This is a genomic window from Natronincola ferrireducens (genome assembly GCF_900100845.1).
Lineage (GTDB): Bacteria > Bacillota > Clostridia > Peptostreptococcales > Natronincolaceae > Natronincola_B > Natronincola_B ferrireducens.
In genome coordinates this window covers 386,891-409,535 of record NZ_FNFP01000001.1, presented here as the reverse complement: position 1 = coordinate 409,535, position 22,645 = coordinate 386,891, and the positions used below count along the sequence as shown (strand labels likewise).

The following is a 22,645-nucleotide window of genomic DNA, read 5'->3' as shown; positions in this document are numbered from 1 at the left end:
TATAGATATGTATCATTTGCCATTTTTAATTATAAAGCTATTGCAGATACTACTAAAATAGGAGGGATAGTTGATGAAGAAAAAACAACATGCTCCACGAAATCCTCAGGATATTATTGATTCTACCTACAATCAAAGGGATTTTGAAATACCCGAAAAGGATATGAACTCCTATGTCATGCCTTTGGATATGATGCGGGATGTAGATGCCTTTGATTCCAGAAAGTTTTATGAAAAGGAATGGAATGATAGCTTCAAAAACTATAAAAAATAAAAATGGCTGACACCAAATTAAAGATTTGGTGTCAGCCACTTTCAAAGACTTCAAAATACTAAAATCCTCAATCCATAAAAACCTAGTTTCCTTTAAATTTTCCTGACTGTTATGTTGATTTTCCATCTGTTATTCGTCTATTTCAGTAGTAATATTTCTAAGACTCCATCTCAATAGAGATAGCTTTTTCTATTTTAAACTCACTTCCCACTATCATGGTTACGATGGGGAAAAGGTAACAAAGTACAGCATAGGGTATATAACTTGTTATAGAAACACCTGAAATCATTCCAATAATTAATGCATTTACATTCCAGGGTATCAATGGTGCGATGACGGTTCCTGTATCTGAAATTGTTCTTGCTAGAATTCTATTGTTTAATCCCAGCTCCTGGTATTTATCCTTTAGGAAGCGGCTGGGGATAATAATTCCCACCGCCTGGTCACAGGTTGTAGCCGTTAATATGCTGCTAATGACTCCTGTTTTAAAAATAAGCTTGCTCCTTGATTTTGTTTTAGCTATAGCCTCATGGATCATCAATCTGATTAAACCAGATTTTTCTAAAATGCCACTCAATGCTATGGCTCCCCCCACAATCAATACTACCTCAAACATTGATTTGATTCCCCCACTAAATAGAATGCTATTTAACTCAGAAGAAGCAGTATTCCCCTTAAAACCAAAAAACATGGCATGAAACACATCAAAAACAGGCATTCCTTGTAGACTGGTACTGACAATAATTCCTCCCAGTAGGGCTAAGGATATGGTTGGAATAATTTTCACGCCTACTATCGTCAAACATAGAACTCCTAATGGCAATAATAATAGTAACGGAGATATATAAAATCCATCCAGTATTGCCCATTGATATTCCTGTAGGCTATCTAATTCCCCATTAACATTGTAGGTCTTTCCTATATAATAATATATTAAGACCGTTAGGATATATACTGGCACTAATGTTTGGGTCATAGCCTTTAAAGTTTCCTTATAGGTGGTTTGGGTGGTGGACAAAGTAAGGTTTAACAAACCTGAAATAGGAGAAATTTTATCTGCGATATATGCCCCCGAAACAATGGCCCCTAATAAAACCCCTTCTGGCACCCCAAAACCCCTTCCAATTCCTAACAAAGCTATTCCCATGGTACTTATTGTTCCTACAGCTGTTCCCATAAAAATCCCCATAATAGAAGTAATTACAAAGGCCGAAAATAAAAAATTCATCCCTTGCATATACTGGAACCCATAATAAATCATGGCAGGAACAACCCCTGAAGATAGCCATATGGAAATGGTGGCGCCAATTAATAAAATTAACAAATAAAGGAGTCCACACTCCTTTAAGCTCTCCAGGATGATTTGTACTAAATCATCTACAGAAAAACCCTTTTTCAGTAGTAAAAGGAAGGAAAATATAATGCCTCCAAGAAAACCAAAAAATAAAGAAAAATTAAAGAAAATACAAACAGCTATAAGAATTAAACTGAATAAACTAATGCAATAAGCATCCTGTTTTTTTACGATGTTGTCCTTCATTTCTGCACCCCATATTCTCTGTCCAGCATGGACATAATGATTATAGCCCTCCAGCCCCTTTTGTTTAAGCTTTTATCCTCGCCCTGCCGATATTAAAATATACTTAAAAATAAATTCTTCACCTGTATCTATATGTAGAGCATCTTTAGTAAATACCATAGCTATTTTAGCTAAATCCTTGGGACTTACTGGAATAAAGCATACTGATCTATCTTCCATTTACTATTATAAAGGATATACCGCAAACAGAAAAGACAAACATGATTTTCAAAAAAATGTCTAATCTTTTCTAGGGAAAATAAAATATACAAAAAAATGGCTATATCCTCAAAATTAGCAATATAGCCATTCTGCTTCTATTTTTTAGACTATGTTAAATTTCATTATCCCTCAGGATGACTGTTCCCTAGCATTTCTATATTTTTTAAAATATCAACATTTGTCATTAACAGAGCCTAAAAACACAAAAGCAGTGAAATTCATTTCACTGCAATATCCTTGCGATAGTTTTTCCCGTGAAAATAAATTTTATCTACACTGTCATAAGCTTGATTTCTAGCGGTTTCTATATCTTCTCCCCAGGAGGTAACACCTAGAACCCTACCTCCATTGGTCACTAATTTTCCATCCTTGATGGCAGTTCCTGCATGAAAGACCATCGTATTGTTGTCTACGGTTTCTATACCTGTAATTTCTTTTCCCTTTTCATAGGCATCTGGATATCCACCGGAAGCCAGTACCACACAAACTACAGCTTGATTATTCCATTTAATAGCAATATTAGATAGCTGTTGCTGGAGGATTGCATCAAATATTTCTACTAAATCCGTCTCTAATCTTGGTAATACCACTTGGGTTTCTGGATCTCCAAATCTCACATTATATTCCAGAACTTTAGGTCCTTCCTTTGTAATCATTAACCCAATAAATAAAATTCCTCTGTAGTCCATATTTTCCTGTTGAATACCCTTTAAAGTAGGTTTTAAAATAGTGGTCTCCACTACGCTGGCAATTTCATCGGTATAGACATAGTTGGGGGAATATGTACCCATACCTCCTGTATTGGGTCCCTTATCACCATCAAATATTCTCTTATGATCCTGACTACTGACCATTGGCACGATGGCTTTCCCATCTACAAAACAAAGGATTGAGGTTTCTATCCCTTCTAAAAACTCTTCTATAACTACTTTGCTACCTGAAGTGCCAAATATATTGTGAATCAAAATGTCCTGCAGGGCTTTTTCAGCCTCCACTTGATCTTCACAAATCAAAACACCCTTTCCTGCTGCTAGACCATCTGCCTTGATAACCACAGGAAAGCTATAATGCTTCAAAACCTCTATTGCTTCTTCATAGCTCCCTATCTCATGATAGGCAGCAGTAGGAATATTGTATTTTTCCATAAATCTTTTTGAAAAGGCCTTGCTTCCCTCTAATTGGGCTGCTGCCATGGATGGACCAATGATATTTAACCCTGCATCTTTAAATCTATCAACAATTCCCTCCACCAAAGGAATCTCAGGTCCCACTACTGTTAAATCCACTGACATTTCCCGGGAAAATTCTACAAGTTCTTCTATATTATCTGACGATATATCTACACACTTTGCTAAAGCATCTATTCCAGGATTGCCAGGAGCACAGTAGATCTCCGTAACCTTGGGGCTTTGTCTTAGTTTCCATACAATGGTGTGTTCACGACCACCACCACCAATTACCAATACCTTCATCACTTCACCATCCTTGCCGCCTTCGGCGGAGTTAAAATTTAAAATTTAAAATGTGAAATTATATTGAAAAACCCTCAAATCATTTTTTAATAGCTCTTGATCCTAACTTTAACTTCCAATTTCATTCTTCATTTCTTATTTTGCATTTTCCATTTTACATTTTCCATTTTACATTTTGCATTTTCATTATCATTGTCTTTGACTTTGTCTTTCATTTTTCATTTTTCATTTTTCATTTTTCATTGATTTTCCCTAGTGTTTAAAATGTCTCATCCCTGTAAACACCATAGAAATTCCCTTTTCATTACAGGCTTGTATGGATTCCTTATCCTTTAAAGAGCCTCCCGGCTGAATGATGGTTGTAATTCCTTCCTTTGCCGCTTCTTCTACACAGTCACTGAAGGGGAAGAAGGCATCCGATGCCAATACGCTTCCACGTAAAATATGTTGACTGTTTTTGATGGCATTTTTTAATGCCCATATTCTACTGGTTTGTCCTGGACCTACAGCTAAGGTTTGTTTATCCTTTACCAATACAATAGCATTGGATTTTACATGCTTTACAATCTTAAAGGCAAAGATTAAGTCCTCCAGTTGGGATTTTGTAGGCTTGGCCTCGGTAACGACTTTTAATTCCTCTATTAAGGCTTTATTAGTATCCTGCACTAAAATTCCCCCGCCAACCTTCTTGATGTCCAGTGCCTTCTCCCCTCTAGCTTTTATATGGGGTAGCTTAATTAATCGAAGGTTTTGCTTTTCACTAAATATTTCTAAAGCTTCCTTTGTAAAATCCGGAGCAATAATTACCTCTAAAAATACATCCTTCATCCTTTCAGCTGTTTTTTCTCCTATCACATCATTGGATGCAACAATACCTCCAAAGATGGATAGTGGATCGGCTTCAAAGGCCTTGCTATAGGCTTCATCTATATTTATCCCGGATGCTACGCCACATGGGTTGGTATGCTTTATTGCTACTACTGTTGGTTCATCAAATTCTTTTAATAGCTCCAATGCTCCATTGGCATCATTAATATTATTAAAGGAAAGTTCCTTTCCTTGAAGCTGAATGCCCTCCACTAATGTCCCCCGTTGAGGTCCTACCTCCCTATAAAAGGCTGCTTGTTGATGGGGGTTCTCACCATACCTTAAATCCTGTACCTTTTCATAGGTTAATGTAAGGGTTTCTCGTAAAATATCTTTATCCTTGCCTAAATAAGAAGCTATCAATGCATCATAATGACTGGTATGTTGAAATACCTTCAATGCTAAATCATATCTAGTTTTCAGAGTTGTATCGGCTTGAACCTTTATCTCCTCTACTACCTTTTTATAATCCTCAGGGTCCGTTACCACTGTTACAAATTTATGATTCTTTGCCGCTGATCTTAGCATCGTAGGGCCGCCAATATCAATATTTTCTATGGCCTCCTCCAGGGTAACTCCTTCTTTTAATATAGTCTCCTTAAAGGGATAAAGATTGATAACAACTAGATCTATGGTGGTAATCTTTAATTCTTCTAAGGTTTTTTGATGTTCTTCCCTATCTCTTATTGCTAAGATACCCCCATGTATAACGGGATGTAGGGTTTTTACCCTGCCATCTAAGCATTCTGGAAACCCTGTTACATCAGCAACATCTATAGCCTTAATACCAGCATCCCTTAATAACTTAGCCGTTCCTCCCGTAGATAATATCTCTATTCCCAACTCCGCCAGGTCCCTAGCAAAATCTACGATGCCAGTTTTATCTGAAACACTAATTAAAGCCCTTTTTATCATCTTATCACCCCATCTATCGGTATTTGTATTCTATATATTGCATTAACCTCAGCCTCTACTTTAGTGGATTTTCACCCTATTCTCTACAACCTCCAGCCTATCTTCAGCAAAAAGCTTTACTGCTAGGGGTAGGATTTTATGCTCTATTTCTAGCACCTTTTCTTGCAGCGTTTTTACATCGTCATCTATAGCCACCGCTACTGTTTCCTGTAGAATGATGGGGCCTCCATCGGTTATTTCATTGACAAAATGTACAGTGGCGCCGGTTACCTTAACACCCCTTTGAAGAACTGCTTGATGGACCTTTTCTCCATAATAACCATCACCACAAAAACTTGGTATTAAGGAGGGATGGATATTGATAATCCTATTTTTATATTTTTCAATGACATTTGAAGAAAGGATGGCTAAATATCCTGCCAGTACAATCAAATCTATTTTTTTCTCCAGAAGGGTTTCCACCAGTACCTTGTCTCTTTTTTCCTTACATCCATAGGTGTTTTTATCCAACACCATTGTTTCTATACCATGTTTTTCTCCTCTTTTTAAACCAAAGGCTTCTTTTTTATTGGAGATGATTACACTTATTTGTCCTGGTATCTTCCCTAATTCTATAGCATCTATTAGGGATTGTAGATTTGTTCCTCCACCAGATAAAAGGACAGCAATTTTTATCCCTGACATAGTACCACCTGTTTTTTACCTTTATGGATTTTGCCAATTTTATAGACCTTTTCCCCAGTGGCTTCCAATGTCTTTAAAGCTTCTTCTCCATCTTTTTCATCAACTACCAGCATCATACCGATGCCCATATTAAAGGTTTTATACATTTCTATAGCTTCAATATTGCCCCGTTCCTGTATCAAATCAAATATAGGCGGAATCCTCCAGCTGCCTAAGTCTATATGGGCATCCACATCTTCAGGAAGAATTCTTGGTACATTTTCATAAAAGCCTCCTCCAGTGATATGGGCAATTCCCTTGATAGCAACTGTCTTCATTACTTTCTCAACAGCATCAACGTAGATTCTTGTAGGCTTAATTAACTCTTCCCCCAAGGTTTCTTCTAGAGGGTCTACAGAGCCATGTAAGGGAAGCTTTTCCTTCTCCAGCAGTACACTTCTAGCCAAAGAATATCCGTTGCTGTGTAATCCACTGGAGGCAAGACCAAGGATAATATCCCCTTCTTTAATATTGTTTCCTGTAATCACCTTAGATTTATCTACTAGACCCACAACAAAGCCTGCAATATCATACTCTTCATCTTGATAAAAGCCTGGCATTTCTGCTGTTTCTCCACCAATCAAGGCACATCCAGCGATTTTACATCCGTCAGCTATACCCTTTACGATAGCTTCTACCTTTTCTGCCTTCAATCTACCTGTAGCAATATAGTCTAAGAAAAACAAAGGCTTTGCCCCTTGACACAATATGTCATTGACACACATAGCAACACAGTCCTGACCTATCGTATCATGTTTATCCAATAGAAAGGCTAGCTTCAGCTTGGTTCCTACACCATCGGTTCCCGACACAAGCACAGGCTCTTTGATCCCCTGTAGATCTAGGGCAAACAGTCCTCCAAAGCCTCCTATATCCTCTAGAACATTCGATGTAAAAGTGGATTTTACATGGTTTTTCATTAAGCTTACTGCTCTTTGCCCTTCCTCTACATCTACACCAGCGTTTTTATAGGTCATTTTTTCCATAGCTATTCACCTCCTATCAATCTTCCAAAACTTCATTTTCTTTTCCTTCATCAACAGCCATAGGGTACTCCCCATTAAAGCAGGCTAAACAAAAGTTCTCCTTTGGTAATCCTGTAGAGTTAACCAAACCGTCGGTACTGATGTAACCTAAGCTGTCGGCTCCTATGGTTTTTCTAATTTCCTCTATCGTTTTCATCGCTCCAATTAATTGATTTTTATCAGGAGTATCGATGCCAAAATAACAGCTGCAAACTACAGGAGGTGAGCTAACCCTCACGTGGACCTCCTTTGCCCCCGCACTTTTTAGTCTTTCCACTAAACGTCTGCTGGTGGTACCCCTAACAATAGAGTCATCAATCATAACAACCCTTTTGCCTTCTAGGTTTTCACTAAGGGGACTTAGCTTTAACCTTACAGCTAACTCCCGCATAGATTGTTTTGGCTGTATAAAAGTTCTACCAATATATTTATTTTTAATTAATCCTTCTCCATAGGGTATCCCTGAAGCCTCGGCATAGCCTATGGCAACGGGCACAGAGGAATCCGGTACAGCTATGACCAAATCCGCCTCTACGGGATATTGTTTTGCTAAAATTCTGCCAGCATTTTTACGGGCTTCGTAGACACTGACATTATCTATAATGCTATCGGGACGGGAAAAATAAATGTACTCAAATATACAGGAGGCTCTTTTGTCACCTTTTGTATAGAAGGTGGAGGTTATACCATCCTTATCTATAGTAACAATTTCCCCTGGCTCAATATCCCTTACCAAAGTAGCTCCCATCACATCAAAGGCACAGCTTTCTGATGCCAATACATAATTGTTCCCCATCTTTCCTAAGCAAAGGGGTCTTAACCCTAGGGGGTCCCTAACCCCCAAGAGCTTTTCCTCCGTCATAATCGTTAGAGCATAGGCTCCTTCAATTAACGCCATTGTTTTCTCTATAGCCTTGTTCATTCCTTCATTGCTGTATCTTGCAATTAGATTTGCAATAACCTCACTGTCTATAGAGGTTTGAAAGATGGCACCTTCAACCTCTAGGCTGTCTCTAATTTTTTTACCATTGATAAGACTACCATTATGGGCTACAGAAATGGTTCCGCCTCTATATCTAGCCACAAAGGGTTGGGCATTTTCAACATAGCTTTCTTCTGATGTAGCATACCTAACATGGGCTATACCCATATGTCCCTTCAGCTTTTCTAACACCTCGTCATCAAACACCTCTGGAACCAAGCCCATGGCCTTATGATAATAACTTTTTATACCATCATTTACGGCAATACCAGCACTTTCCTGTCCCCTATGTTGAAGGGCATACAAGCCATAGTATAAAAGTCTGGCGGTATTATCATTGCCATCTGTATAGAGACCTAAAACACCGCATTCTTCCCTTAACTTGTCGTCAAGGTTTATTCCATGATACATGCTAATGCTCCTCTCCAAGCTTCCTCCATTTCCTTAACATTTAAATTAATGATAGGCTCATCATTAATGTTGAATTGTAGCTTTTCTCCTAAGACTTCTCCAAGAATTTCATAGGGAGCACCTATTCTTTGTAACATTTCCTTTAGTGTATTTAGGTTTTCCTTCTTAGTCGTAATGAGGAATCTAGATTGACTTTCAGAAAATAGGGCAACGTCTTTTCGTAAATCTGTAGCTATATTGATGATGGCACCCAAGCCACCACCTATGGCTGCCTCCGCTACCGCTACCCCTAAACCTCCATCACTTAAGTCATGGGCTGATTGAATTAAATTGTTTTCGATTCCCTCTATAATAAAGGCTTGCAGCTTCTTTTCTAAGCCGAAGTTAATGGCTGGCACTTCTCCCTTTTCAATACCATGGATTCTAGCTAGGTATTCGCTACCACCTATCTCGTCCTTGGTTTTACCCAATAGAAGGATAACATCCCCCTCCTCTTTGAATTCCATAGTACATGCCTTTTCTACATCCTCTAAAACCCCTACCATACCAATAATAGGTGTAGGATGAATAGCATGGGTATCGGTTTCATTGTAAAAGCTTACGTTTCCACTAATAACCGGGGTGTCTAGCTCACGGCAGGCTTCACTAATACCTAAAACGCTTTCTCTAAATTGCCAATAGCGGTCTGGCTTCTCAGGACTACCAAAATTCAAACCGTCGGTTATAGCCAGAGGTTTTCCACCACTGCAGACAATGTTTCTTGCTGCTTCCGTTACAGCAATCTTACTACCCTCTCTTGGATCTAAATAACAAAGTCTACTATTGCAATCAGTGGTTAATGCAATACCCTTTTTACTTCCCCGTATTCTTAGAACTGCTGCATCAGAACCTGGTTTAACAACCGTATTGGTTCGTACCATATGATCATATTGTCTATAAATCCATTCTTTGCTGGCAATGTTGGGAGCCTTTAATAGATCTACTAGAATTTTATTGTAATCCTGAGGTTCTTCAATGTCATCACTGCTAAAGTTCTGTAATTCCTTTATATATTGAGGTTTTTCATAATCCTTATAATATTTAGGGGCTCCTGAGGAATCTAAGCTGTTGGCCGGCATTTCTCCTACTACCTTGTCCCCCTCCATCACCCTTAACAAATCATCATTGGTTACTTTACCAATAACTACAGAGTACAGTCCCCATTTTTCTACAATTTTGTTAACTTCCTCTTCTCTACCCTTTTCTACAATTAAAAGCATTCTCTCTTGGGATTCGGAAATCATGACTTCCACCGGAAGCATTCCCTTTTCCCGTCTTGGAACCTTCAGTACATCTATCTCCATACCACCTTCACCACGGGTGGCGGTTTCACAGCAGGCGGATGTAAGGCCAGCTGCCCCTAAATCCTGAATTCCTACTACACAGCCGGTTTCCAATAATTCTAAGCAGGCCTCTAAAAGAAGTTTTTCCATAAAGGGGTCTCCCACCTGTACAGCTGAACGTTTTTCCTGAGATTCCTCTGTTAATTCTACAGAAGCAAAGCTTGCTCCCCCCATACCATCTCTCCCAGTGGCAGCACCTACATACATAATAGAGTTCCCCACACCAGAGGCATTACCACGATGGATTTTATCATGCTCTATCAATCCTACACACATGGCATTAACTAAAGGATTACCTTTATAGGAATGGTTAAAATAAACCTCTCCACCTACTGTAGGAATGCCGATACAGTTTCCATATCCAGCAATTCCTTCTACAACACCATTTAACAAATATTTTACCCTATCATTCTCCTCAATTTCACCAAATCGCAGGGAATTTAATAGGGCAATAGGTCTTGCCCCCATGGCAAAGATATCCCTAATAATTCCCCCCACACCAGTGGCTGCCCCTTGATAGGGTTCGATGGCAGAGGGATGATTATGGCTTTCTATTTTCATGGCAATTGCCAAGTTATCTCCTATATCTACGATGCCGGCATTTTCTCCCGGTCCCTGTAGTACTTTTTCATTTGAAGTGGGGAAATGCCTAAACAACCCTCTAGAATGCTTATAGCTACAGTGCTCTGACCACATAACCCCATACATATTTAATTCAAGTTCATTAGGCTCTCTACCTAATACCTCCAGGATTTTCTCATATTCGGATTTTGTTAATCCTACAGCTTCATATCTATTTTGCATCCTTAGACCCTCCCTCTAAATAAGCAATGATGGATTGAAAAATCCCTATACCATCAGAATTACCTAGCAACCCTTCGCCGGCCCTTTCAGGATGGGGCATCATTCCCAATACATTTTTCCCTTCATTACAAATTCCTGCGATGGCAGAGATAGAACCATTGGGATTCTCTTGATAAGTAAACAATATCTGTTGATTTTTCTTCATTTCTTCTAGGGTAGTTTCATCCACTACGTAATTTCCTTCTCCATGGGCGATGGGAATATTAATGATTTCTCCAGCTCCATAGCAGTTGGTAAAGGGTGTATCTATATTTTCAACCTTTAAAGCCACCGTATCACAAATGAATTTCAATTTTTGATTTCTCACCAATGCTCCTGGCAATAACCCTGCCTCCGTCAATATCTGAAAACCATTACATATACCCAAGACCAGCTTACCCTTTGCTGCATGGATCTTCACCTGTTCCATAGCCTTAGAAAACTGAGCCACTGCTCCACATCTCAAATAATCTCCATAGGAAAATCCTCCTGGAAGAACAATACAATCAAAGTCATCTATATCATCTCGATCATGCCAAACATATTCTACGTCCTTCTTCATAACATCCTTTAACACATGATAACAATCTATATCACAGTTGGAGCCCGGAAACACAATAATACCAAACTTCATTTTCAGTCCCCCTCTACAAAATACTGTATTGATATTCTTCAATTACTGTGTTGGCTAATAGCTTTTCACACATTACCTTTAATTGTGTTTCTGCCTCTTCCTTGGTGACATCCCCTAAATCCAATTCTATGATTTTTCCTATCCTTACATCCTCTACTTTATCGTAACCCATTTTATTCAATGCCCCTTTTATAGCAAAACCCTGGGGATCTGCAATACTCTTTTTTAGTGTTACATAAACCTTCGCCTTCATTATAATAACCTCCTTAGTTTTTTTATCTCTTCAGACATGCCAAACTCTAATTTAAAATCTATAGGTTTAAAACCCTCCATCTTAAAATACATCCTTAATCTTTATTATTTGGTTTCCTCTTTTGTTGCTATTGCTAAATGTACTTATTTTGATGATTGGTTTTATAGACGTTTTTAGGATTTTCCTTGATATAACATTTTCAGCTTTTCTACTTTATACATGATAATCTCTCCAACCTAGTTCCTCTAGGTTTGTAGCTTTTTTTTCTACTATTTCTTTAAGGTTTTGTTGATATTCTTTAAGTTTTTTCTTTACCTCTTTATTTTGCAAGGCTATAATTTGAGCTCCTAAAATCCCTGCATTTTTAGCTCCATTAATGGCTACTGTAGCCACTGGAATTCCAGGGGGCATTTGAACAATGGAATAGAGGGAGTCTAATCCATTTAGGGTCTTACTCTTTACTGGAACCCCAATTACAGGAAGATTGGTTAAGGAAGCCACCATACCTGGCAGATGGGCAGCTCCTCCTGCCCCTGCAATAATCACTTGAAGTCCCCGTTCTTCAGCTTCTTTGGCATATTCAAACATTTTATGGGGAGTACGATGGGCTGACACAATGGTACATTCATAGGCTACCCCTAATTCCTCAAGGATTTCTGCTGATTCCTTCATCACTGGTAAGTCAGAATCACTTCCCATGATGATAGCCACAACTGGACTTTTCATTGCATGTCCCTCCAAACTTTTCATTATCATCTACCCTTAATCTTCACTTATTATTTTTAATATATCTCTAACATAATCTGCTTTTTTCAATGCTGATGCTACATTTGTATCAACTATTGTAGCGTGCCCCATTTTTCTGTTGGGCTTGGTATCTGTTTTTCCATAAATATGAACATAAACTCCAGATAGGGCTAAAGCTTTCTCTACACCCGTCACCTTTGTCTTTCCTACATATCCCTCTTCCCCTAAAAGATTTATCATAACTGCTTCCTTCACTAGACTAGTATCTCCTAGAGGTAGTCCCAAAATTCCTCGAAGGTGCTGATAAAATTGAGAGGTGCTGCAGCCCTCTATGGTATAATGCCCTGAATTATGGGTACGGGGAGCAATTTCATTGATAAATAGATTATCTTCTTGGTCTACAAACATCTCAATACAGAAAATACCTATACCCTTTAAAATTTCCATTGTCTTGAGGGCCAGTTTATGGGCTTTTTCTTCTGTTTCTCTCCTTACTCTTGCAGGTGCAATAGTGGTTTTCAAAATATTGTTCTCATGAATGTTTTCAGCCAAAGGATATATCTTCATTTCTCCAGTTATTCCTCTTGCTATGAGGACAGATATCTCCATTTTGAAGGGTATATAGGCCTCTATCATTAAATCTCTATGGCTCCCACCTAAATTCCCATAGGCCTTTTTTATATCACCTTTGGTCTTAATAACATAATTCCCCTTCCCATCATAACCACCTTTACAGCTTTTTAGTATCAAAGGAAAACCATATTCCTCAGTAGCTCTATCGATATCCTCTATAGAGACTACCTTCTGAAACTTCGGTACAGACAAACCATATTTCTGTAAAAAGTTTTTTTGTTCATATTTATTTTGAATGATTTTTAAGGTGCTGGGAGAAGGATAAATCCTATGGCCTTGCTTTTCTAATTCAACTAGCATATCAGCATCAATATGTTCAAATTCATAGGTAATTACATCACTTATTTCTGCCAAACTCTGGATTTTTTCCTGATCATAAAAGTTTCCTATAATATGTTGATCCGCAATGGAGGAGGCTGGACAGTCATGGCTTGGGTCCAAAATGTTAAAGTGAAGCCCTAGTTTTTTCCCCTCTAATACCATCATCTTCCCCAACTGTCCCCCACCAATTATTCCAATGTTTTTGAAATTCAATCTAATACACTCCCTATTCAGAAAATGAAACTTAATTCATAAGTAGACAATCGAAGGTTCTGTTTTTAACTTTTGTGCTGGTCTATTAGTTTGTTCATCTACAGGAAGGGTTACTCCCTTCGAAAAAAATTTTCCCATTTTTTGTTAGCAAAAGCAGCTAAGACTTCCTTAGCTGCTTTTCAATTAGTGGGGTAAGATCGTAAATCTTAGAATAAATAATATTGCTAGTATATAAATTGCTGGATGAACTTCTTTTCCTTCTCCTTTGACAAGCTTAACAATTGGATAAAATACTAGGCCTGCCGCAATACCATTAGCAATACTGAAGGAGAAAGGCATTACTGCAATTGTTAAGAAGGCAGGTAACGCTTCACTAAAGTCATCAAAATTGATTTCCTTCACAGTTCCCATCATCAGCACCCCTACAATAATTAGAGCTGGGGCTGTTGCTTGAGGTGGTACCATGAGGGCAAATGGTGCTAAAAGTATAGAAAATATAAATAATACACCTGTTGTTACTGCAGTTAATCCAGTTTTGCCACCTTCAGCTACACCAGCTGCAGATTCTACGTAGGTTGTTACAGTAGATGTTCCCAATAATGCTCCGGCAGAGGTTGCTACAGCATCGGCCATTAAGGCTTTATTCATATTAGGTAGTCTTCCCTTTTCATCTAGCATTTTTGCTTTAGCCCCGGTACCAATTAATGTACCGATTGTATCAAACATGTCTACTAAGCTAAAGGAAATAACAACTGTTAACACACTGGTTATTGCACCTACTACACCAGCTTCGCCAATCCTCAATAGTCCTGGTAAATCCATTTTAAATAGTGTAGGTCGAATGTCAAAGGAGAAGTCCATCGCCACAGAAGTATCCGTCACCCCCATAGGTATACCAATTACCATTGTTGTAAGTATTCCTATTAAAATGGCTCCCTTAACATTTTTTATCATCAATATCCCTGTGATAACTAAACCAATTACAGATAATAACACTTTAGGATCTGCAAAGCTTCCTAGGCTTACTAAAGTAGCTTCATAGGGTATTACAATTCCTGAGTTTTTGAATCCAAGTAAAGCAATAAATAATCCAATACCCCCACCGATAGCATGTTTTAGTGAGTTAGGTATAGCTTCTACAATTGCAGTTCTGAGGCCTGTCACAGTTAATAAAATAAATACAATTCCTGAAATAAAAATTGCTGCTAAAGCCTGTTCCCAAGTATAGCCTAATCCTAAAACAACCCCGAAGGTAAAGAAAGCATTTAATCCCATGCCAGGGGCTTGAGCAAAAGGTAAATTAGCGTAAAAACCCATTATTAAGGTACCAATAGCTGCTGATAAACATGTTGCCATAAATACAGCATTAAAGTCCATGCCGGCAATAGATAGTATATCTGGGTTTACAAATAAAATGTAGGCCATTGTGATGAAAGTGGTAATACCTGCGATAATTTCCGTTTTTACATCTGTTTTGTTTTCTGTCAGCTTAAACATTTTGTCTAATGCTGACGTATTGTTTGTACTCATTGACATAAATCCTCCTTTGTTTTAATGTTATAATTCCATTTTTTTTAAAAAAATAATCCCGGACGGATAGATCTCATCATAGTGAAACCTATCCGCCCGGGCTTTTTTCCCATCGGTGTAACATTGCAGGAATGCCTGTACCGCTTGGACCAGCTTCTTTGTATGTATATAAAGAACGGAACCCTAGGTACACTTTCACCCATAGTAGAATGATTTACGGTCATCCTGTAGAAACTGTCGAACCCTATTATCGACACTATATGAGTTTTCTATTGTCAAGTAGCAAGTCTGCATTTCCATATTTTTATAATAACAGATGCCCTTCTAAAGGTCAATGGAATTTCGAATATTTTTTTATTATTTTTTCATTAAGTTTGTATATATACGAATATTACTTGTCATTTCACCCTTTAAGTTATGTTATTCCCACTCCACTGTAGCTGGCGGCTTGGAGGTTATATCATAAACAATTCTATTTACATCATCTACTTCGTTGACAATTCTTCTCGACATTTTATCTAAAACTTCATGGGGAATTTTGGCCCAATCAGCCGTCATGGCATCGGAGCTGGTGATGGCACGAATGCCAATGGTATGGGAATAGGTTCTTTCGTCCCCCATCACCCCTACACTTTTGATTCCAGGTAATACTGCAAAGTACTGCCATATATCCCTGTCCAAACCAGCTTTTTTGATTTCTTCCCGTACAATAGCATCGGCTTCCCGTACAATGTTCAGCTTTTCTTCAGTAATCTCTCCTAATACCCGCACAGCCAATCCTGGTCCTGGGAAGGGTTGTCTCCAAACAACTTCCTCTGGTAGACCCAGCTCTGTACCAACAGCCCTTACCTCGTCCTTAAACAAATATTTAAAGGGCTCTATCAGTTGAAACTCCATATCCTCTGGTAAGCCTCCTACATTGTGATGACTTTTGATAACAGAAGCGGTTTCTGTACCACTTTCGATAATGTCAGGATAAAGAGTTCCCTGTACTAAGTAGTCCACCTTTCCAAGCTTTTTAGCTTCTTCCTCAAAAAGACGGATAAATTCTTCACCAATAATTTTTCTTTTTTTCTCAGGTTCTTCTATACCAGCTAATTTTCCTAAGAAACGTTCCTTGGCATTAACCCGAATAAAGTTCATTTTAAATTTATTTTTAAATAGTTCCTCTACCTGATCTCCTTCATCCTTACGGAGGAGTCCATGATCTACAAAAACACAGGTTAAATTGTCCCCTACGGCTTTATGTACCAACACCGCAGCTACAGAGGAATCCACTCCCCCCGAGAGGGCGCATAGAACCTTTTTGTCTCCTGCTATGGCTTTAATGTTTTGAATTTCTTCTTCTATATAATTTTCTGTTGTCCACTTTCCTTCACAGCCACATACTTCATATAAGAAATTTTTCAATATTTCCTTCCCTGCTTCTGTGTGCTCTACCTCCGGATGAAATTGAACAGCATAAAGTTTTTTATCTCTATTTTCCATGGCAGCCACTGGACAATCCTCTGTTGCAGCTGTAATAATAAAATCCTCTGGTGCCTTTTCAATAAAGTCTGTATGACTCATCCAACAAATACTATTTTGAGGTATATCATTAAGTAATAAGGAGTTTCCTTCTAAAGCTAAAGGAGTTTTTCCATATTCTCTTTTTGTTGCAGCATTTACTTTACCCCCCAAGGCTTCTGCCATCAATTGCCCACCATAGCAAATACCTAAAATCGGAATATCTAGTTGCAAAATACCTTCGTCACATTTAGGAGAGTTATCACCATAAACACTGGCTGGTCCTCCAGTAAAAATAATTCCCTTTGGATTTTTAGCCTTCACTTCTTCTATAGAAACCTTATAGGGTACAACCTCACAATATACATTGCATTCCCTTACCCTTCTTGCAATCAATTGATTATATTGTCCACCAAAGTCTAAAATTAAAATTCCTTCATTGGTCATGGTATTCATCCTCTCTTGGTTATTCCCCTACACTATAGTTAGGAGCTTCCTTTGTAATGGTGATGTCATGGGGATGACTTTCCTTTAATCCAGCCCCCGTAATTCTAATGAATCTTCCATTTTCCTGCAGGTCTGTTATGGTAGGTGTTCCACAATAGCCCATACCAGATCTCAATCCCCCCATTAACTGCAGAACTGTATCCTTTAGAGGACCTTTATAGGGAACCTTTCCTTCTACACCCTCTGGCACTAGCTTTTTATTATCTTCCTGGAAATATCTGTCTTTGCTTCCCTTTTCCATAGCAGCAATGGAACCCATACCACGATAGGTTTTAAAGCTTCTTCCTTTAAAAATTACTGTTTCTCCAGGACTTTCCTCTGTTCCTGCAAATAAAGAGCCTATCATAGCAACATTGGCTCCAGCTGCCACTGCCTTTGTAATATCTCCTGAATATTTAATCCCTCCATCTGCAATTACTGGAATACCATAGGCCTTTGCAGCCTTAGCACAATCGTATACGGCGGTAATTTGAGGAACACCTATACCAGCGATTACTCTTGTAGTACAAATAGAACCTGGACCGATTCCTACTTTTATAGCATCGGCTCCTGCTTCGATTAATTCCACCGTTGCTGCTGCCGTAGCTACGTTTCCTGCAATTACCTGAAGCTCTGGATAATTATTCTTAACCTTCCTTACAGCCTCAACAACACCTCTAGAATGTCCATGGGCTGTATCCACCACTATTACATCTACCTTAGCTTTATAAAGAGCATCTACCCTCTCTAACATATCATTGGTTATTCCTACAGCAGCGCCGGCTAAAAGCCTGCCGCCTTTGTCCTTGGCAGAGTTGGGATATTTTATAGCCTTTTCAATATCCTTTATAGTAATTAACCCTTTTAACATCCCCTCGTCATCCACAATAGGAAGCTTTTCTATTTTATTTTTCATCAATATTTGTTGAGCTTCATCCATAGTGATGCCTTCTTTTGCCGTTACGAGATTTTCTTTGGTCATCACTTCAGAAATAAGTCTTGCATAGTTGGTCTCAAAACGAATGTCACGATTGGTGATAATCCCCACCAGCTTCCCCTTTACAGTTATAGGTACACCTGAGATATGATACCGTTCCATCAGCTCTAAAGCATCGGATACAGCATGCTCTGGGGATAAAAAGAAGGGGTCTACGATAACACCATGCTCGCTTCGTTTTACTTTATCGACTTCCAGGGCCTGTTCTTCTATAGACATATTTTTGTGGATAATACCAATTCCACCTTCTCTTGCCATAGAAATAGCCATTTTCCCCTCCGTCACGGTATCCATTCCGGCACTCATTAAGGGAATATTTAATTTAATCGTCTTTGTTAAGTAAGTAGATAAATCTACTTGGTTAGGCAGTACTTCTGACTTAGCTGGTATTAATAGGACATCATCAAAGGTTAGTCCTTCCTTTACAATTTTATCTTCCATAGTTCAGCCTCCTTCTAAAATAAAAACCCATATAATAATTACTCTCTCATAAGAGTGAAATTATTATACAGGTTTTATGAAATATATATAAAACTTAGCAAAACCCCATAGAATCCTCCTCTATAAAGCCCCGCTGAAATATAATAACTTCACCCATAGTCTAGGGATTTACGGTTCCAAAGGTAGAAACTATCGATCCATATTATCGATATTATATGAGCGTTGTTTTTATCGGGTTATATTTTATTAATACTATATAAATTAACAGATGCTTTTACAATTGTCAACAACAATTTTTTTTCTTATTTATACCTTTGTTGGTCTTTTCATATTTGCTAATGTACCTATTTTCTAATACCCAATATTATTCTTTAAAGGAAACACTACAGCAAAGACGATACTAGGATTAATTTATCTAACTTCTTTGGCTAAATGTAAAATAATATCATCTAATTGTTCTTGAAATTTTTCTTCATCTATTAAAGCAATATCCATACTATTATTGATTTCATCTTTAAGTTTTATATAGCTGTCATTATGTTTTCCGACAACATCCGTCAATCTACTGGCGGCTTCCAGCAAACGTAATGGTCCATAACTAGCTGGTTCATCTATACAGCCTCGAGCGCTGGTAATCAAAAAAAACATTATCTCTTCTAATTCTTCCTTTACCGATTGTAAATTATTCAATTTGCTCCTCCTCCTTACCATATCTTTGCCAATAAATAATTTCTCCCATCTTTTTTCTAACTGGTGGTGATGGTACTATTTCAGGGTAGCCAAGGGACATTAATAGAAATGGCTTTACTTCATTAGGTAATCCCAAAATTTCTTGCACCCCCTTCTTATTAAAGGAGGCAACGATACATGTCCCCAGCTTATGCTCCAATGCTAACAATCCAATGTTTTGGCATACTATTCCAGCATCATATAAAACCAGTTCATTGCTTCCCAATCTCCCTCCCTTTTTTTCTGCTTCCTTCAAATCCATACATATGGCTAAGGTAACAGGCGGATTTCCCGATAGGCCAGGAGCAAAAAGCTTTAATTTCTTTTGTTGTGCCTCTTCATCTATAATAATAAACCTCCATGCCTGCGTATTACTTCCTGATGGGGCCCATATTGCCTTATCAATAATATCTATAATTTTTTCTCTAGAAACCTTTGTATCTTGAAATTTTCTTATACTTCTTCTTTCCCTGATAGCTTTAATTAAATCCATAGAGTCACCCCTTTTTTTCTTACTTAAAAAGGTGACTATGGTCACCTTTTCTATTTCTACCCATTAAGTTTTTCATTAGTTCTTTGTATAAATGCATCTACTGGTATAATATACCTAGTATGGGTTCCTTCCCCTATCTTTTCCTGCTCATCATAGGCTGTCACATTGAAAAGTAGCTTTTTCCCCTCTATCTTTACCAACTCAGCTTCAGCATAGGCCTTCATTCCGATAGGTGTGGCGGCTAAATGCTTTACATCTAAATGGGTTCCCACCGTTCCATACCCCTCAGGCAAATTTGTATCTACAGCCTTTAGGGCTGCATTTTCCATTAGAGTAATCATCATTGGGGTGGCTAGAACCTTCACACCACCACTTCCAAAGGATACTGCGGTGTCCTTTAACTCCACCTTTATCTCCACTTTCTGGCTCATGCCTACCCTCAAATTAAAATCCATTTTCCAACACCCCTCATATAAATTAAATTATTCTTTTATCGAAATTTTGACCCTTCCCTACTTTTAGTGATTTATCAAGGTTAAGGCTAAGGCTAAGGCTAAGGTTAAATATAGTATAACTATGTCCTATTCTTGATTATTTACCTAAAAACCAAAGGACATAACCGCATTGATGACAGACATAATTAGTGGCTGCCTTATTTGCCCAATCGAAGCCTAAAAAGCTTGCTCCTGCTGTATTCATTAAAGTTTCTCTTGTCCAGTATTTATCATGGCCACATATAGGACATAAAATTTCCTTGCCTTCAACTACAAGCTTTTCTTCATCCTTATTCATAAGCCCCCTCCTTATTATCGATATAGCTCTGCCATCTCTTTTAACCTTTTTATAATAGGTAGTTTTTGGGTGCATAACTCCTCACACTTTCCACATTCTATACAATCTGCTGGTGTAGTGTGGTTTGCCTTAATTCTTCCCTCCTGCTTTAACCAAGCAATATGCTTTTGCATCTCTTCAGCATCCTTTAAAAGCAATAGATTATAGGCTTGTAAATAATTAGGTATATTTATTTTTTTAGGACATTTTGTACAGTATTGACAGGTTGTACAAAGGGAGTCCATGTCATGAATAATTTTTTCTTGAATTTCCTGGGTTTTTTCCTGTGAGAAGGTTAATGGGTATTTTAATGTATTAATATTTTCCTCTACTTCTTCTATAGTACCCATACCAGCCAATGCTACTGTAATTCCTTCTTGGGCAGCATTAAATCTTAAAGCCCCTTGAATAACTGTTTCGTCTTCGTGTTGTCTTATAAAATCAAAGTATTCTTTATGCTGAGGGATTAAACCTCCTCCTAGAGGGTTCATGGTAACCACCCCTATATTATGCTCTAAGGCTGCCCTTACACCCTCTTGTCGGAAGGGATGATTCATAACGTTGTATCCCAATAATACCCCTTCAAAAACCTTGTCTTCAATGATGGTACGAATATCCTCACCTTTACAGTGGGTAGAAAATACTAAATGTTCAATTAAACCTTCCTCCTTAGCCTTTAAAGCTCCTTCATAGGGTCCTCCAGGAGCCATTACCTTTTTATATTGTTCTAAGTCCATAATGCACCACATATGAAAAAAATTAATTTTATCTACCCCTATTCGCTGTAGAGAGTTTTCAATTCTTTTTCTTACTGCATCGGCATCTGGATCTTTACTTACCATACTTTTGGTAGAGATATAAAACTCCTTTGGCATTTTTTTAAAGGCTTTACCAAAAATTGATTCACTTCGATCATTACAGTAAACAGGAGCTGTATCAAAATAATTAATTCCTAATTCATTTGCCCTTCTCACTACTTCAGCAGCATAATCTTCGTCTTCACCAAATCTCATTCCACCAAAACCAATAACCGAAACCTTTTTTCCCGTAGCTCCATAATCACGATAAATCATCTAAATGCCTCCTTATTTTCTAGTATTGTCTATGTAATTTTGTCTTAATTTTTATTATACATCAAATTCTTTTGTTTTTCTAATATTTTCCTAATTTCTTCCTGTTTTCTTGGCAATCCATTGATTAAAAATTTTCTGCAGCTCTGTCTTTTTTTACAATTTATATCTTTTCTATTTTGTTACATACTAAGAAAGGAACAGATTTCTATTAAACTTCTAGGAGGTTATAATGATAATGAACAATACTATGAACAATCAAGGTATACCTAATTTAGATGCTAATAATCTGAAGGTATTAGAAGATCAATTAAACTATGAATCTATGATGAACAAAAAGTTTGCAACTTATGCCGGGTACTGTACCGATACTGAGTTGAAAAATTTATGTCAGCAGGCTGCACAAAAACATAAGCAGCATTATAACGAATTGTTAAACTATCTAAATTCCCATCAATAGTCTATCTATAGTCAGTGTTTTGAAACTATAAGGAGGTTGCCCTATGAATAACAATCATCAAGCTAGCTTCACAGAAAAAGAATTAATGAATGATCTTTTAGCATCTGAAAAACAAGTAACATCAGCTTATAATGTTGGTATCACCGAGACTTCCTGTCCAAACCTAAGACAGCACTTAACCAGTTGTTTAAATGATTCTCAGCATATCCAATATAATATTTTCAATGCTATGCAACAAAGAGGCTGGTATCAAACAAAGCAAGCTCCAGCTCAAGACGTACAAAATGCTAAAACTAAGTACAACCAGATGAAAAACGACCTGCAATAATATAGCTTCAAAAAAACAAATCAGGTTTTCAATAAATTGAAAACCTGATTTATATACATATAGAATCCTTCTCGGCAAATCCGTAAAACTCTTCTATACTCAATTCTCTTATACAATTCCCTTCTTTAAATCCCAATAATTTTTTGTTGCAATTTTACTTTGTTAATTTACTGATACTTACTTATTCCACTTACTTTACTTACTTTACTTACTTTACTTGCTTTACTTGCTTTACTTACTCTTCCTAAAATCCTTTTTCCAATTACCTCCGTCAATAT

General features: G+C 37.7%; 22 protein-coding genes and 2 riboswitches. Of the genes, 3 read left to right on the top strand and 19 right to left on the bottom strand.

The genetic code is table 11. The features are described 5' to 3' along the window. Positions 1 to 73 precede the first annotated feature (73 nt). Entirely contained in the window at positions 74 to 274 is a 201-nt protein-coding gene (locus BLS22_RS01855; RefSeq protein ID WP_090549505.1) for a hypothetical protein, read from the top strand. A 157-nt stretch (positions 275 to 431) separates the two neighbouring features. Here the strand turns inward: BLS22_RS01855 and BLS22_RS01850 are convergent, their stop codons facing one another. The 19 genes from BLS22_RS01850 to BLS22_RS01760 all read right to left on the bottom strand — a co-directional run bounded on the left by BLS22_RS01850 (position 432) and on the right by BLS22_RS01760 (position 21,582). Continuing rightward, a complete protein-coding gene (locus BLS22_RS01850; protein ID WP_090549503.1) occupies positions 432 to 1,814 on the bottom strand; it encodes a Na+/H+ antiporter NhaC family protein in 1,383 nt (460 codons plus the stop codon). 479 nt (positions 1,815 to 2,293) lie between these two features. Next, entirely contained in the window at positions 2,294 to 3,547 is a 1,254-nt protein-coding gene (purD, locus tag BLS22_RS01845) for a phosphoribosylamine--glycine ligase (protein ID WP_090549500.1), read from the bottom strand. Between the two features lie 252 nt (positions 3,548 to 3,799). After that, on the bottom strand, positions 3,800 to 5,329 hold the full coding sequence (gene purH / locus BLS22_RS01840; protein ID WP_090549497.1) for a bifunctional phosphoribosylaminoimidazolecarboxamide formyltransferase/IMP cyclohydrolase: 1,530 nt from the start codon (positions 5,327 to 5,329) through the stop codon (positions 3,800 to 3,802). Positions 5,330 to 5,389: 60 nt separating this feature from the next. Next, a complete protein-coding gene (gene purN, locus BLS22_RS01835) occupies positions 5,390 to 6,013 on the bottom strand; it encodes a phosphoribosylglycinamide formyltransferase (protein ID WP_176762006.1) in 624 nt (207 codons plus the stop codon). Continuing rightward, positions 6,001 to 7,038, bottom strand: a complete 1,038-nt coding sequence (gene purM, locus BLS22_RS01830; protein WP_090549495.1) for a phosphoribosylformylglycinamidine cyclo-ligase — start codon at positions 7,036 to 7,038, stop codon at positions 6,001 to 6,003. The genes purN and purM overlap by 13 nt, the downstream gene beginning before the upstream one ends. A 16-nt stretch (positions 7,039 to 7,054) precedes the next feature. After that, a complete protein-coding gene (gene purF / locus BLS22_RS01825; RefSeq protein ID WP_090549492.1) occupies positions 7,055 to 8,470 on the bottom strand; it encodes an amidophosphoribosyltransferase in 1,416 nt (471 codons plus the stop codon). Continuing rightward, entirely contained in the window at positions 8,455 to 10,656 is a 2,202-nt protein-coding gene (purL, locus tag BLS22_RS01820; protein WP_090549489.1) for a phosphoribosylformylglycinamidine synthase subunit PurL, read from the bottom strand. The genes purF and purL overlap by 16 nt, the downstream gene beginning before the upstream one ends. Continuing rightward, entirely contained in the window at positions 10,646 to 11,329 is a 684-nt protein-coding gene (gene purQ / locus BLS22_RS01815) for a phosphoribosylformylglycinamidine synthase subunit PurQ (protein WP_090549486.1), read from the bottom strand. The genes purL and purQ overlap by 11 nt, the downstream gene beginning before the upstream one ends. A gap of 13 nt (positions 11,330 to 11,342) precedes the next feature. Further along, on the bottom strand, positions 11,343 to 11,582 hold the full coding sequence (gene purS, locus BLS22_RS01810; protein WP_208974653.1) for a phosphoribosylformylglycinamidine synthase subunit PurS: 240 nt from the start codon (positions 11,580 to 11,582) through the stop codon (positions 11,343 to 11,345). 213 nt (positions 11,583 to 11,795) lie between these two features. Then, a complete protein-coding gene (gene purE / locus BLS22_RS01805) occupies positions 11,796 to 12,308 on the bottom strand; it encodes a 5-(carboxyamino)imidazole ribonucleotide mutase (protein ID WP_090549479.1) in 513 nt (170 codons plus the stop codon). A gap of 36 nt (positions 12,309 to 12,344) precedes the next feature. Continuing rightward, the gene (locus BLS22_RS01800; protein ID WP_244269433.1) at positions 12,345 to 13,496 is read right to left on the bottom strand and encodes a 5-(carboxyamino)imidazole ribonucleotide synthase; all 1,152 of its coding nucleotides are present in this window, start codon (positions 13,494 to 13,496) and stop codon (positions 12,345 to 12,347) included. A gap of 183 nt (positions 13,497 to 13,679) precedes the next feature. Further along, a complete protein-coding gene (locus tag BLS22_RS01795; protein WP_208974652.1) occupies positions 13,680 to 15,026 on the bottom strand; it encodes an NCS2 family permease in 1,347 nt (448 codons plus the stop codon). A 182-nt stretch (positions 15,027 to 15,208) separates the two neighbouring features. Beyond that, positions 15,209 to 15,310: riboswitch (purine riboswitch) on the bottom strand. 136 nt (positions 15,311 to 15,446) lie between these two features. Beyond that, entirely contained in the window at positions 15,447 to 16,979 is a 1,533-nt protein-coding gene (guaA, locus tag BLS22_RS01790; RefSeq protein ID WP_090549473.1) for a glutamine-hydrolyzing GMP synthase, read from the bottom strand. 19 nt (positions 16,980 to 16,998) lie between these two features. Then, positions 16,999 to 18,456 carry an IMP dehydrogenase gene (gene guaB / locus BLS22_RS01785; RefSeq protein WP_090549468.1) on the bottom strand — a complete coding sequence of 486 codons (1,458 nt, stop codon included), beginning with the start codon at positions 18,454 to 18,456 and terminating at the stop codon, positions 16,999 to 17,001. A 136-nt stretch (positions 18,457 to 18,592) separates the two neighbouring features. After that, positions 18,593 to 18,695: riboswitch (purine riboswitch) on the bottom strand. Between the two features lie 172 nt (positions 18,696 to 18,867). After that, positions 18,868 to 19,146, bottom strand: coding sequence for a DUF6092 family protein (locus BLS22_RS01780; RefSeq protein WP_090549465.1), 279 nt, complete (start codon positions 19,144 to 19,146; stop codon positions 18,868 to 18,870). Next, positions 19,139 to 19,678 (bottom strand): nitroreductase family protein, encoded by a 540-nt coding sequence (locus tag BLS22_RS01775; protein WP_090549462.1) that lies wholly within the window; start codon positions 19,676 to 19,678, stop codon positions 19,139 to 19,141. Before BLS22_RS01775 ends, BLS22_RS01780 begins: the two co-directional genes overlap by 8 nt. Before the next feature lie 56 nt (positions 19,679 to 19,734). Next, positions 19,735 to 20,133 (bottom strand): thioesterase family protein, encoded by a 399-nt coding sequence (locus tag BLS22_RS01770; protein ID WP_090549459.1) that lies wholly within the window; start codon positions 20,131 to 20,133, stop codon positions 19,735 to 19,737. A 136-nt stretch (positions 20,134 to 20,269) separates the two neighbouring features. Beyond that, positions 20,270 to 20,470 (bottom strand): hypothetical protein, encoded by a 201-nt coding sequence (locus BLS22_RS01765; protein ID WP_090549457.1) that lies wholly within the window; start codon positions 20,468 to 20,470, stop codon positions 20,270 to 20,272. A gap of 14 nt (positions 20,471 to 20,484) precedes the next feature. After that, positions 20,485 to 21,582, bottom strand: coding sequence for an aldo/keto reductase (locus BLS22_RS01760; protein WP_090549454.1), 1,098 nt, complete (start codon positions 21,580 to 21,582; stop codon positions 20,485 to 20,487). Between the two features lie 229 nt (positions 21,583 to 21,811). Between BLS22_RS01760 and BLS22_RS01755 the strand changes: the two genes are divergently transcribed. Both BLS22_RS01755 and BLS22_RS01750 read left to right on the top strand, forming a co-directional pair. Then, positions 21,812 to 22,039 (top strand): hypothetical protein, encoded by a 228-nt coding sequence (locus tag BLS22_RS01755; protein WP_244269432.1) that lies wholly within the window; start codon positions 21,812 to 21,814, stop codon positions 22,037 to 22,039. A 43-nt stretch (positions 22,040 to 22,082) separates the two neighbouring features. Beyond that, positions 22,083 to 22,367, top strand: a complete 285-nt coding sequence (locus BLS22_RS01750; RefSeq protein ID WP_090549451.1) for a spore coat protein — start codon at positions 22,083 to 22,085, stop codon at positions 22,365 to 22,367. Positions 22,368 to 22,645: the final 278 nt, after the last annotated feature.